Consider the following 13,215-nt stretch of genomic DNA (forward strand, 5'->3'; position numbering starts at 1 on the left):
CGCCCCTCGCCCAGTGAGACCTGCCACTCCTGGCTCCGGGAACACGCCGCGGAACGCGGATGAGCGTCCGGACCATGTCGTCCGGACGCTCATGCGCGATGACGTCGACCAGCGGTTCGGCACCACCGTCGGGGAGACGGAGAGGTTCTACGGGGTCACCTGAGGACCCGCGTCCTCACCTCAGGTGAGGCCCAGGGCCGGCATCAGGTAGTAGAAGGCGAAGACGGCCGCGACCGCGTACATCGCGGGCGGGACCTCCCGGCCGCGGCCGGCCGCCAGGCGCAGCACCGCGAAGGTGATGAAGCCCATGCCGATGCCGTTGGTGATCGAGTAGGTGAAGGGCATCATCAGCATGGTCACGAAGGCCGGGATGGCGATCGTGTGATCGGCCCAGTCGATCTCCTTGATCGAGCCCGCCAGGATGAGGAAGCCGACCGCCACCAGGGCCGGGGTGGCGGCCTGGGACGGGACCATGGTGGCGACGGGCGTGAGGAACAGCGCCACGGCGAACAGGCCGCCGGTGACCACGTTGGCGAAGCCGGTCCGCGCGCCCTCGCCGACACCGGCCGTGGACTCCACGAACGCGGTGGTGGCCGAGGAGGAGCTGGCGCCGCCCGCGGCGACCGCGACACCGTCGATGAACAGCACCTTGTTGATGCCGGGCATCTGGCCCTCGCCGTCGGTCAGCTTGGCCTCGTCCGAGACGCCCATGATCGTGCCCATCGCGTCGAAGAAGCACGACAGCAGCACGGTGAAGACGAACAGGACGCCGGTCAGCACCCCGACCTTCCCGAAGCCGCCGAACAGGCTGACCTCGCCGATCAGGCCGAAGTCGGGGGTGGCGACCGGGTTGCCGGGCCAGGTCGGCGTGGTCAGGCCCCAGGACTCGATGTCCGCGACGGCGTTGATGACCAGCGCGACGGCCGTCATGGCGACGATCGAGATGAGGATCGCGCCGGGCACCCTGCGCACGATCAGCGCCAGCGTGAGCAGGATGCCGAGGACGAAGACGAGGACGGGCCAGCCGTTGAGGTGCCCGGTGGCGCCGAGCTGGAGCGGGACGGTGGTCTGGGCGGCGTCCGGGATGCGGGCGACGAAGCCGGAGTCGACCAGGCCGATCAGCATGATGAACAGGCCGATACCGATGGCGATGGCCTTGCGCAGCCCATACGGGACGGCGTTCATCACGCGCTCGCGCAGGCCGGTGGCGACCAGCAGCATGACGATGAAACCGGCCAGCACCACCATGCCCATGGCGTCCGGCCAGGACATGCGCGGGGCGAGCTGGAGCGCGACGACGGAGTTGACGCCGAGGCCGGCGGCGAGCGCGATCGGGACGTTGCCGATGACGCCCATGAGGAGCGTGGTGAACGCCGCGGTCAGGGCCGTCGCGGTGACCAGCTGGCCGTTGTCCAGCTGGTGGCCGTACATGTCCTTCGCGCTGCCCAGGATGATCGGGTTCAGCACGATGATGTAGGCCATCGCGAAGAAGGTGGCGAAGCCGCCGCGGACCTCGCGGGACAGCGTGCTGCCGCGCTCGCTGATCCGGAAGTAGCGGTCGAGGGCGCCGGAGCCGGACCCCGGCTGCTCGGGGGTGGGCACCTTGGCGGGGGCCGACGTGGACATGGAGGGGACCTCATCACCGGTGGGCTTCCCCGAAGCCCTTTGGTGTTTTCTACGAATGAAAGCGGTCAGAGGCAAACGGATTCAGTATGAACATATAACGACGTCGATGCTATCTCCGCGCGTAGACGAGTGTGGCCGGGGAAGCGCCCACTGCGGCGCACCTCACGCGCCGCGCCCGCCGGCGGCCCTCGTAAGCTGTCCGCATGGCGAAGTGGACCCCCAAGCACGAGGCGCCGGAGCCCCTGGAGGGCCCCGTGGTCGCCACCATCACCGGCGGCACGATCGTCTGGTTCGTCCTCTTCCTGGTCCAGCTCCCCTTCTACGGCTGGTTCGACGACCACGGCCACACCTGGTGGCTGTGGACCTGCCTGGCCGGCGGCGGGCTCGGCTTCATCGGCATCTGGTACGTCCGCAGGCGCGACGCCGCGATCAAGCGGGCGCAGGCGGAGCGGGCCGCCTGAGGCGTCGCGCCCGTCACGCCCGCCCCCTCACCGCTCCCCACCGCTGCGACCCCCGTTCCCGCCGGCGCCGTACGACCACGGCACTACGGCCTTCCACGGCCGTCCTCCCCTGGTCGGATCTTCCGCCGTTCGGGTGGGTGCGGCCCCGGATCCGCACGTACCGTCGAATGCATGACGCATCTCGACGCGGACGCCCGGACCGCCGCCGTGCCCTCCGCCGCGGTCGCGGCGACCGGGCTGACCTCGGCGGACGTGGCCGACCGGGTGGCGCGCGGCCAGGTCAACGACGTGCCGGTGCGCAGCAGTCGCTCCCTGACCGAGATAGTCCGCGCGAACGTCTTCACCCGGTTCAACGCGATCATCGGCGTGCTCTGGGTGATCATGCTGATCGTCGCGCCGATCCAGGACAGCCTCTTCGGCTTCGTGATCCTCGCCAACACCGGCATCGGCATCGTCCAGGAGTGGCGGGCGAAGAAGACCCTGGACTCCCTCGCGGTGATCGGCGAGGCGCGGCCCACGGTGCGCCGGGACGGGAGGTCCGCCGCGATCGGCACGTCCGAGATCGTGCTGGACGACCTGATCGAGGTCGGCCCGGGTGACAAGGCCGTCGTCGACGGGGTGTGCGTCGAGGCGGACGGCCTGGAGATCGACGAGTCGCTGCTCACCGGCGAGGCCGACCCGGTGGTGAAGCAGCCCGGTGACCAGGTCCTGTCCGGCAGTTTCGTCGTCGCGGGCGGCGGCTCGTTCCAGGCGACCCGGGTGGGGCGCGAGGCCTACGCGGCGCAGCTCGCCGAGGAGGCGTCCCGTTTCACCCTCGTCCACTCCGAGCTGCGCTCCGGCATCTCCACGATCCTCAAGTACGTGACGTGGATGATGGTCCCGACCGCGATCGGTCTGATCATCAGCCAGCTGGTGGTCAAGGACAACGAGCTGAAGAACTCGATCGCGCGCACGGTGGGCGGGATCGTGCCGATGGTCCCCGAGGGGCTGGTGCTGCTCACCTCCGTCGCCTTCGCGATCGGCGTGATCCGGCTGGGCCGCAAACAGTGCCTGGTGCAGGAGCTGCCCGCGATCGAGGGACTGGCCCGGGTCGACACGGTCTGCCTGGACAAGACCGGCACGCTCACCGAGGGCGGGATGGACGTCACCGAGCTGCGGGTGCTGGGCGACGGCGACGAGACGTACCTGCGCAGGGTGCTGGGCGAGCTGGGCTCGGCGGACCCGCGCCCGAACGCCTCCCTCCAGGCGCTCATCGACGCCTTCCCGGACACCACCGAGTGGCGCCTCACCGACACGCTGCCCTTCTCCTCCGCCCGCAAGTACAGCGGTGCGACCTTCGAGGAGGAGCCGGGCGGGCCGGCCGTCACCTGGCTGCTGGGCGCCCCGGACGTGCTGCTGGCGGCCGGGGACCCCGCGCTCTCGGAGACCGCGCACCTGAACGAGCAGGGGCTGCGGGTGCTGCTGCTCGGCCGGGCCCCCGACGGGGTGGACGTCGACGACCCCGCCGCCGCCGAGGGGGTGCGGCCGGTCGCGCTGGTGGTGCTGGAGCAGCGGCTGCGGCCCGACGCCGCCGACACCCTGCGCTACTTCGCCGAGCAGGACGTCCGCGCCAAGGTGATCTCCGGCGACAACGCGGTGTCGGTCGGCGCGGTCGCCGCCAAGCTGGGCCTGTCCGGTACGGCGGTGGACGCGCGCCGGCTGCCCGAGGACCGGGAGGCCATGGCGAGGGAACTCGACGAGGGCACGGTGTTCGGGCGGGTCACCCCGCAGCAGAAGCGGACCATGGTGGGCGCGCTCCAGTCGAGCGGCCGCACCGTCGCGATGACCGGCGACGGCGTCAACGACGTGCTGGCGCTGAAGGACGCGGACATCGGCGTGGCGATGGGCTCCGGTTCGGAGGCCACGCGCGCGGTCGCGCAGATCGTGCTGCTGAACAACAGCTTCGCCACGCTGCCGTCGGTGGTGGCGGAGGGGCGCCGGGTGATCGGCAACATCACCCGGGTGGCGACGCTGTTCCTGGTGAAGACGGTGTACTCGGTGCTGCTGGCGGTGCTGGTGGTGCTCTGGCAGGTGGAGTACCCGTTCCTGCCGCGCCACCTGACGCTGCTGTCCACGCTCACCATCGGCGTCCCGGCGTTCTTCCTGGCGCTCGCCCCCAACAAGGAGCGCGCCCGGCCGAACTTCGTCGAGCGGGTCATGCGGTACGCGATCCCGGGCGGGGTGCTGGCCGCGGCGGCCACCTTCACGACGTACCTGATCGCGCGGGAGCACTACAGCGGCGAGGGAGCGCTGGAGGCGGAGACGAGCGCGGCGACGCTGACGCTGTTCCTGATCTCGGTGTGGGTGCTGGCGATCATCGCCCGGCCGTACACCTGGTGGCGGATCGCGCTGGTGGCGTCGATGGCCGGGGCGTTCCTGCTGGTGCTGGTGGTGCCGTGGCTCCAGCACTTCTTCGCCCTCAAGCTGGTCGGTATGACCATGCCGTGGACGGCGGCCGGTATCGCGGTCGTCGCGGCGGGGGTGCTGGAGCTGCTGTGGCGGTGGGTGGACCGGCGGATCCCCGCGTGACCGGCGGCCCGCGCCCGTCGCGGCGCGCGGGCACGGACCGCCGCACGTGCTACTTCACGTCGACGAAGTCGGCGGTGGCGCTGACGGCCGCGGTGGTCGAGGTGCCCGCGAAGGAGTAGCGGTAGTAGCCGTCGGCGGAGGCCTTGACGGTGGTCCTCAGCTCGCCCTTGGAGTTGGTCCTGACGGTCTTGAGCGTGCTGTAGGCGGCGGCGCCCTTCTTGCGGAACTGGAGCTTCACCGGCTGGCCCGCGTAGCCGCCGTACTTCAGGTTCTCCCAGTTGGCCCGGGTCAGCTTGCCGGCGACGGTGAGGGTCTTCCCCTTCTTCACCGGCTCGGGCGAGGCGTTGACGGTGAGCTGCGCGGCACGCTGGAACGCGAAGGAACCGGCCTTCTGCTTCCACACGAAGTCGTCGTCCCTGGCGTCGATCCACGCGTCGACGTACCACGTGCCGGCGTTGCTGTTGGAGAGGTAGTCGGTCCTCGGGTCCACCAGCACGGAGGCGGTGCAGGTCGAGGTGGTGCCGGACGCCTTGCAGGTCGGCCGGGAGGTCGTGAGGTACCCGTTGCCGGGGCCGTACAGGGTGAAGCTGTCGGCACCCGCGATGCCCGAGTCGTCCTTGGCCGTCACGCTGACCTTGATGGTCTTCGTCCCGGAGGTGCCCACGGACACCTTGTTGTCCCCGTCGACGACGACCTTGGTGATCCTGGTGTCTCCCCACCCGCCGTCGGCCTGCGCGGCCGGCACGGCGAGGGCGGACAGGGCGAGGGCGCCGGAGACGGCGACCACGGTGGCACGCATGCGCATGTGTTCCCCAAGTACGGAAGGGGGCCCCGGCTCTGGTCGTTTCCTACGGCTCGTCGTCGGCGCGGGGCCCCGGGTGATCGTGAGTCTGCTGACTCGTCCGGTCAGATACACCGCTCGTGTGAATGGTTGTAGGGGAATGTGAACTTTCCATGAAGCCGGCGGCCGGCGCGTTCCGCACCGCACCCCCGACGTGCGCGACCATGGAGTCTGCCGACCCACGTGATCGGAGACGAAAGACCTGATGAAACTGCGCGGGAAGAAGACCGACAACGCCCAGTCCCAGTCGCGGAGAAGCGAACTGGCGGCCCAACTGTCCGCGCCGGTGCGGGCCTTCATGTCGACCGAGGCGGGCAGCGCCGGCCTGCTCCTGGTCGCCGTGACAGTCGCCCTGATATGGGCGAATTCGCCCTGGTCGGACGCGTACACATCCCTGTGGCACACCGAGGCGTCCGTCACACTCGGTGACGCCCGCCTGTCGATGGACCTGAGTCACTGGGTCAACGACGGACTGATGGCCCTGTTCTTCTTCGTCATCGGTCTGGAGGTGCGCCACGAGGTGTCCGTCGGCTCGCTGAACGACCGCCGGCGGATCGTGATCCCGGGCCTCGCCGGCATCGGCGGCATGCTGGTGCCCGTCCTGCTGTACCTGGCGATCGCGCCCGGGGGCGACGCGGCCAGGGCCTGGGGTGTGGTCATCGGCACCGACACGGCGTTCATGCTGGGCGCGCTGGCCGTGGTGGGGCCGCGGTTCGTCACCCAGCTGCGGGTCTTCCTGCTCGCCATCACCGTCATCGACGACATCGTGGCCGTCACCGTGATCGGCGTGGTCTACTCCGGCAGCATCAACGTGCCGGAGCTGATCGCCGCGCTGCTCCTCGGTGTGGTCCTCTCCGCGCTGACCCGCTTCGACGTCTGGCGGGCCGCCCCGTACGTGCTGATCGTGCTGGTGATGTGGCTGGCCACGCTCAACGCCGGACTGCACGCCTCCATCGCCGGCATGCTCGGCGGTCTCCTCATCCCCGCCCGCAAGCCCTCCCGGGAGGGGGTCGAGCAGGCCGCGCGGCTCTTCCGCGCCTTCCGCCAGTCGCCCCGCGCCGACGTCGGCAAGACGGCACGCAAGGGACTCCAGAAGGCCGTCTCCGTCAACGAACGGCTCCAGACGGTCCTCCACCCCTGGTCCAGCTATGTGATCGTCCCGGTGTTCGCCCTGGCCAACGCCGGTGTCGACCTGCGCGACGGCGTGCTGACCAACGCGCTCGGCTCCTCGCTCACCTGGGCCGTGGTCGTGGGTCTCGTCGCCGGCAAGACCATCGGCATCTGGGGCGGCGCCGCCTTCGGCACCCGGTTCGGCCTCGGCAGACTGCCGACGGGGGTGGCCCCGGGCCACGTCCTGGGCGGCGGCGCCCTCTCCGGGCTCGGCTTCACCGTCTCGCTGCTGATCGTCCAGCTCGCCTTCGACGACCCGGGCGTCCGCGCCGAGGCGACCGTCGGTGTGCTGCTCGCGGCCGTGTTCGCCACGGTGCTGGGCTGGATCGTGTTCCACCTGGCCGCCGTGCTGAAGGGCCAGACGGACGCGGACCTGCCCCGCTACCTGGACCGCCCGGTCGACCCGGAGAAGGACCACATCCTCGGGCCCCCGGAGGCGCCCCTGACGCTGGTGGAGTACGGGGACTTCGAGTGCCCCTTCTGCGCCCGCGCCACCGGTGTCACCAAGGAACTGCGGGAACGCTTCGGCGACCGGTTCCGCTACGTGTTCCGGCACCTGCCGCTGCCCGACGTCCACCCGCACTCCGAGCTCGCCGCGCGGGCGGCCGTCGCGGCCGACGCGCAGGGCCGTTTCTGGCGGATGCACGACCTGCTCTACCAGCACCAGGACGAGCTGGAGTACGAGGACACCGCGGGGTACGCCGCCGAGCTCGGCCTCGACGTGGAGAAGTTCCTCCGTGACCTCGACGCCGAGGAGACGGCCGAGCGGGTCCGCGCGGACGCGGCCAGCGCGGAGGCGAGCGGAGTGCGGGGCGCGCCGACGTTCTTCATCGGCAACCGCCGCCACACCGGCCCGTACGACGCGGAGACGCTGGCCCGCGAACTGGAGGCCTCCGTGGACGCCCCCTCCGGCGCGACCCGCGCCCCCTCGGACTGACAGGCACCCGGTGCCTGCCCGGACCCGCCGGTCGTGGGCACCGAACGCCGCCCCCGCCCACCGCGGGCAGGCGTGCCGCCGACACGGCACGGGCGGGCACGGCACGACCACACCCCGCCCACCGCGGGCAGGCGTGCCGCTGGGCGATGGGGGTCCCCCCGCTCGAGCGGAGCCGGGAGTGGGGGAGGGTGGGCGTGACGGCCCCCCTCGGGCGCCGGGCTGCGCAGTACCCCCGTCCGGCCACCCACCCCGGGGAGGCACCGGACACCCGGGGCACCCTCCGGGGGCCGGGGCACCCCCCCGGGGGCCGGGGCACCCTCCGGGGGCCAGGGCACCCTCCGGGGGCCGGGGCCCGTACCCCGCGGCCGGGGTTCAGTCGAACCAGCGGTCGCGGGCCAGTTCCTCCGTGCGGGACGGGTCCTCCAGCAGCGCCGCCACCTCGAAGCGCCGCGGCCACTGCCCCGCCGCCCAGGCGAGACCCGCGGCCACCCCCTCCAGCGTGGCCGCGTGCGGCACCCCGTCGTCGGCCAGCCGCCAGTCGATCTCCACACCGTCGACGACCAGCTCCTCGTGCTCCACGTACGACGCCGGCGTCCCCGGCCCGAGCAGCACCCGCACCGGTTCCGGCACGTCGTACTCGGTGCCCTCGGAGCCGATCCGCCCGCTGACGGACTCGCTCAGCCGCCGCACCTGGAACAGCTCCGCCAGCTCGGCGGCCCGCGCCGGCCGGACCGGCAGCAGCGGGACCCCCGCCGTGAACGGCAGCAGGTCGGGCGAGTCGACGACCACCGCGTCCGCCGCGTCCACCACCTCGACCCGCCCGTCGACCACCGCCCGCAGCTCGTCCGGCAGCGTCACCTGCTCGGGGTCCAGCTCGGCCAGCGCCCCGTACAGGGCGTGCAGCTGGGCGGCGGTGACCGGCCGGGCGGGGTCGGCGAGCCGGTCGAGCAGCTCGGCCGCGCCGCCGGGCTCGTCGAGCAGGGCGGCCACGGACGTCCGTACGCCCAGGGCGCGCAGCACCTGCTCGTCCTCGAAGCCGGCCGCGTCGGCCTCCTCGTACAGGCCCCGCAACAGCGGATCGCCGCCGGCGGCCCGCAGTCCGGCCGGGCGGCGCCCGCCGATCACCGGGTGCCCGCGCAGCCACCACGCGGTGTAGGGGCGCACCACCTCGTGGGTGCCGTCGTGCAGCAGGATCCGCACCGGCTGGACGAGCGCGTCGCGCAGCGGGGGCCGGGACAGCAGGGCCAGGGCCTGCGGCCAGCGGTCGTCGTCCACCAGGTCGAGGTCGCGCACGGCGACGATCTCGGTGGCGACCGGCGGCACGGGACTGTCCGGGAAGCGGTCCAGGACGTCCTCGCTCCACACGTCCACGGCGTCCAGCAGCCCGGCGTCGTCGGGTTCGGCGAAGTCACTCTCCCGGGGTTCCAGTTCGTCGGGGTCCAGGACGACGTCGTTGGCGCGGACCAGGACGAAGTCCACCAGCACCCCGCACGCGGCGAGCGGCTGTGCGCCCCACCGGGCGGCCAGCTCGGCGTCCACGGCGGCGAGCTCGCCCTCCCGCATGACCTGCGCGAAGGGTCCGCCGGGGAAGACGAGTTCGCAGGCCGGGGAGAGTTCGCCGTCCTCGTCCGGGAGGGCGAGCGCGCCCAGCCAGGGCTCGTCCCCCGGTTCGAGGGCGGCGTCGCGCACCAGCCCCAGCACGGTGTCGGCGAGCTCCTCGGCGTCCAAGGCGTCCTCCTCCCAGTTCGACGCGCCGTCGTCGTCCAGCGAGGCGGCGACGGCGGCCCGCACCTGCGGGGTGGTGAGGACGGCGCGCGGGGTGGCGGGGAGGGCGCCGAGCTTCTCCAGCAGGGGGTGCGCGGCGTCGGGGTGGGCGACCTTGAGGCCGAGCCGGACGAGGAGTCCGGCGTCCAGGGAGGCCGAGTCGGGGGTGGGCAGCAGCACCTGCCGGGGCCCGATCGTCGTCCGTCCTGCGCCGGTACCGGAAGCCCGGGAGGTGTCCCCGGCCAGCGGCACCGGCAGCCCGGACAGCCGGTCGGGGTCGATGCCGGCGAGGCTGTCGTAGAGCCGCCGCCACCAGTCGGGGGACTTCTCCAGGCCGGCCAGCCGGTCGATCGCGTCGGTGAGCGGCACCCGGGCGACACCGAGGGTGCGCAGCTCGGCCCGGCGTTCGAGACCGGCGGGCAGGAGCGTGGGGAGCACCTCCGCCAGGACGCGCACCGTGTCGGCGCCCGCGCCCTCCACGACCTCGGCGTCCCGGGGCCGCAGCGACTCGGGCAGGCCGGATTCGTCCTCCTCCTGCCCGCCGGGCGGGAGGGCCGGCGGCAGGAAGGAGGTCCGCGGCAGCTGGTCCAGGATCGCCCGGCGCAGGGCACCGTCCAGCTCTCCCTTGCCGAGCGGGCCGGGCACCAGGCCGATGATCCCGTCGGTCACCGGCCGCCAGCCGGCGAGCAGCTCGGCGTAGGCGTCGGCCGCTCGCTGCACGAGGAAGTCGGTGAGCGGGCCGGGGGCGGCGTGCCGGCGGGTGGAGTCCAGCGGCAGGGAGACGATGAGCAGCGCGGGCACGCCGAGGGGTTCGTCGCTCGGGGTGGGCGCGTGCACGACGGGACGGGTGCGGGGCCGGGCGGGGCTCCCGTCGGCGTCCACCGGCACGGCCCAGGTGACCGACCAGTGCGGGCGCAGCCGCTCCTCGACGGGCCGGCCGGCGAGCAGGTCGGGGGTGAGCGGTCCGTGCGCGGCGGTGGTGCGCCAGCGGGTCACGCCGTCGCGCGTGTCCTCGACGACGGTGAGGCCGTCCTCGTCGCGCCGCCGCACGGTGCGCGGTGCGGCGTCCCCGATCTCGACGACGACGTCCTCCAGGCCGGGCAGCGCCAGCAGCAGGGCGTCGTCGACGGCGTCCAGCAGCCGTTCGGCGAGGTCGGCGGCGGCCGTGTCCCGCAGCGGGAGGATGACGGCCGTGTCGTACGGGGCGGGCGCGGTGCCCTCGGCGGCGAAGGGGAGCCGCAGCAGCGGTACGTGCCCGTCCCGCCGGCGGATCTCGTCGCCCAGGCCGGCGCTCTGCCCGGCGGCCTCGTTCGCCAGGTCCCGCGCCTCGGCCAGCGACCACCTGACCCCGCCGTGCCGCCCGACGACGGCGGGCTCGTCGGTCACCGCGAGCACGGCGGCGAACCCGACGCCGAAGCGGCCCACGGCCCGGTCCGGCGCGTCCCGCTTGGCGGAGGCCCGCAGCGTGGACAGCGACTCGACGCCGGCCGCGTCCAGCGGCGCCCCGGTGTTGGCGGCGACGAGGACCCCGTCCCGCAGGGTGAGCCGGAGCCGTCCCGGCACGCCGGCCCGGGCGGCGGCGTCCGCGGCGTTCTGCGCGAGCTCGACGACGAGGCGGTCCCGGTACCCGCCGAGGACCAGGTCCTCCTCGGCGTTGGCGTCCTCACGGAAGCGGGCGGGACTGGTGGCCCAGGCGTCCAGGACACCGCGCCGCAGCCGCGCCGTCCCGAACGGATCGGCACCCTCGGCGGCGGGCCGCACGTACTTGCTCACGTTGACTCTCCTCATCGGCCGCCCTGATCGGCGTGAGCACGAAGGTACCGCCCCGCCTGGCGAGGCGGTGTCGGCGTCCGCCGCCCCCCTGTGGATGATCGGTGCCGTGCTGCTCGAATCGCTGTCCGTCGCCGCCCTGGCCGTGGTGCTGGTGTGTGCCGTGGCCCGTCCCTTCCGCTGGCCGGAGGCGGCGTTCGCGGTGCCCGCGGCCGGCGTCGTGGTCGCGACCGGCGCGATCTCGCTGGAGGCGGTGCGCGAGGAGGCCGCCCGGCTCGGCCCGGTGATCGGGTTCCTGGCCGCCGTGCTGGTCCTCGCCAGGCTCTGCGACGACGAGGGGCTGTTCCACGCCTGCGGGACCTGGATGGCGCGCTGGGCCCGCCGCCGGCCGCGCAGGCTGCTCGGCGCGGTCTTCACCCTCGCCTCGCTGATCACCGCGGCGCTCAGTCTGGACGCCACCGTGGTGCTGCTGACGCCGGTGGTGTTCGCCACCGCCACCCGGATGGGAGCCCGCCCGGCCCCGCACGTCTACGCCGGCGCGCACCTGTCGAACACGGCGTCCCTGCTGCTGCCGGTGTCGAACCTGACGAACCTGCTCGCGTTCGCCGCGACGGGGCTCACCTTCACCCGGTTCGCCCTGCTGATGACCCTGCCGTGGCTGGTGGCGATCGCCGTGGAGTACGCCGTCTTCCGCCGCTTCTTCGCCGCCGACCTCGACGCGCCGCCCGCCGCCGCCGAGGCGCGGGAGGAGCCCGTGGAGATGCCCTGGTTCGCGCTGCTGACCGTGGCCGCGACGCTCGCCGGGTTCGCCGTGGCGTCCGCGGCGGGCATCGACCCGGCCTGGGCGGCGGCGGCCGGCGCGACCGTGCTGGCCGTGCGCGCCCTGGCCCGCCGGCACACCACCCCGGTCGCGATCGTCCGCTCCGCCGACCTGCCGTTCCTCGCGTTCGTCCTCGCCCTCGGCGTGGTCGTCCGGGCGGTCCTGGACCACGGCCTGGACGACGCGCTCGGCGCGGTGCTCCCCGACGGCACGACGCTCCCCGCCCTGCTGGCCGTCGCGGGGATCGCGGCACTGCTCGCCAACCTGGTGAACAACCTGCCGGCGGTCCTCGCCCTCGTCCCTCTGGCCGCCCCGTCCGGACCGGGCGCGGTCCTCGCGGTCCTGCTGGGCGTCAACATCGGCCCCAATCTCACCTATGTGGGCTCGCTGGCCACCCTCCTGTGGCGGCGCATCGTCCACCACCACGCCCACGAGGTGAGCCTGAGACGCTTCACGCTGCTGGGCCTGGCCACCGTCCCGCTGACGCTGGCGGCGTCGACGGTGGCGCTGTGGGTGTCGCTGGAGGTGCTGGGCGCCTGACCGGTGGCCGGGAACCGGAGACCCACACCACATCCACCGCGGTCCCGGACCGGGCGCCCGGTGACATGCTGCACAGGCCGCACACCGCCTACTACCCGGAATAGTGGGGAAGCGGCACCCCCTAAATCGGACATTTGGTACGCAAGGCCGATCGATCAGCTTGAAATGGGGGGTTTCGCCCCACGGGGAGCGCTTCGTCAAGAGACGTGGGTCTCACGCCCGGTCTACGGCCTTTCGTCGTAGGTCACACCTTTGCGGCTTTTGGGCGGGGCGGGCTACCAAGGAACAGCCAGCGCGGCACGGACCCGTTCCGCGGATGGTTTCCCCCGCCCCCTCCCCCATGAGGTTTCGATGTTCGAGCGCGTCACGTCCCGTCTCCCCCGTACGTCCCTGACCCGCACCCGTGCGGGCGTCCTGGCCGCCGGCCTGGGCACCACGGTCGTCCTGGGAGCCGGGGTCGCGGTCGCCGCCGCCGAGAACACGGCCGTGTCCGGCAGCGCCACCGCCGTCCAGGCGCAGGCCGCCGCCCAGGCCGAGGCCGCGAAGACGCAGGCCGTCACGGCCAAGCAGGCAGCCAAGGCCGCCGCGAAGAAGCAGGCGTCCTGGGTCTCCCCGGTGAAGAGCTACAAGCTGTCGGCGAGCTACGCGGCGAGCGGTGGCATGTGGGCCTCCAAGCACTCCGGCCAGGACTACGCCGTGCCGACCGGCACCCCGGTCG

General features: G+C 73.2%; 7 protein-coding genes and 2 pseudogenes. 6 read left to right on the forward strand and 3 right to left on the reverse strand.

What is annotated here, in order from left to right; genetic code table 11:
- Positions 1-33: 33 nt before the first annotated feature.
- Positions 34-163, forward strand: a pseudogene (locus IE118_RS34065) (ribbon-helix-helix protein, CopG family); the annotation flags it as partial.
- A 17-nt stretch (positions 164-180) separates the two neighbouring features.
- Here the strand turns inward: IE118_RS34065 and IE118_RS16470 are convergent.
- Positions 181-1,626, reverse strand: a complete 1,446-nt coding sequence (locus IE118_RS16470; protein ID WP_189558624.1) for an NCS2 family permease — start codon at positions 1,624-1,626, stop codon at positions 181-183.
- A gap of 203 nt (positions 1,627-1,829) precedes the next feature.
- Between IE118_RS16470 and IE118_RS16475 the strand changes: the two genes are divergently transcribed.
- Positions 1,830-2,087: a DUF2530 domain-containing protein gene (locus IE118_RS16475; RefSeq protein WP_189558625.1), complete on the forward strand. Its 258-nt coding sequence runs from the start codon at positions 1,830-1,832 to the stop codon at positions 2,085-2,087.
- A gap of 171 nt (positions 2,088-2,258) precedes the next feature.
- A complete protein-coding gene (locus IE118_RS16480; RefSeq protein ID WP_189558626.1) occupies positions 2,259-4,655 on the forward strand; it encodes an HAD-IC family P-type ATPase in 2,397 nt (798 codons plus the stop codon).
- Between the two features lie 49 nt (positions 4,656-4,704).
- On the opposite strand, the gene IE118_RS16485 is transcribed toward IE118_RS16480, so the two are convergent.
- Positions 4,705-5,460 (reverse strand): calcium-binding protein, encoded by a 756-nt coding sequence (locus tag IE118_RS16485; protein ID WP_189558627.1) that lies wholly within the window; start codon positions 5,458-5,460, stop codon positions 4,705-4,707.
- Positions 5,461-5,701: 241 nt separating this feature from the next.
- Here IE118_RS16485 and nhaA point away from each other — a divergent pair, with 241 nt between their 5' ends.
- Positions 5,702-7,603 carry a Na+/H+ antiporter NhaA gene (gene nhaA, locus IE118_RS16490; protein WP_189558628.1) on the forward strand — a complete coding sequence of 634 codons (1,902 nt, stop codon included), beginning with the start codon at positions 5,702-5,704 and terminating at the stop codon, positions 7,601-7,603.
- Positions 7,604-7,975: 372 nt separating this feature from the next.
- Here the strand turns inward: nhaA and IE118_RS16495 are convergent, their stop codons facing one another.
- Complete coding sequence (locus IE118_RS16495) at positions 7,976-11,140, reverse strand: sacsin N-terminal ATP-binding-like domain-containing protein (protein WP_189558629.1); 3,165 nt, start codon at positions 11,138-11,140, stop codon at positions 7,976-7,978.
- 94 nt (positions 11,141-11,234) lie between these two features.
- Here IE118_RS16495 and IE118_RS16500 point away from each other — a divergent pair, with 94 nt between their 5' ends.
- Complete coding sequence (locus IE118_RS16500; protein WP_189558668.1) at positions 11,235-12,497, forward strand: SLC13 family permease; 1,263 nt, start codon at positions 11,235-11,237, stop codon at positions 12,495-12,497.
- 351 nt (positions 12,498-12,848) lie between these two features.
- Positions 12,849-13,215, forward strand: a pseudogene (locus IE118_RS16505) (M23 family metallopeptidase); the annotation flags it as partial.

It is taken from the genome of Streptomyces pilosus (assembly GCF_014649835.1).
GTDB classification, from domain to species: Bacteria; Actinomycetota; Actinomycetes; order Streptomycetales; family Streptomycetaceae; genus Streptomyces; species Streptomyces pilosus.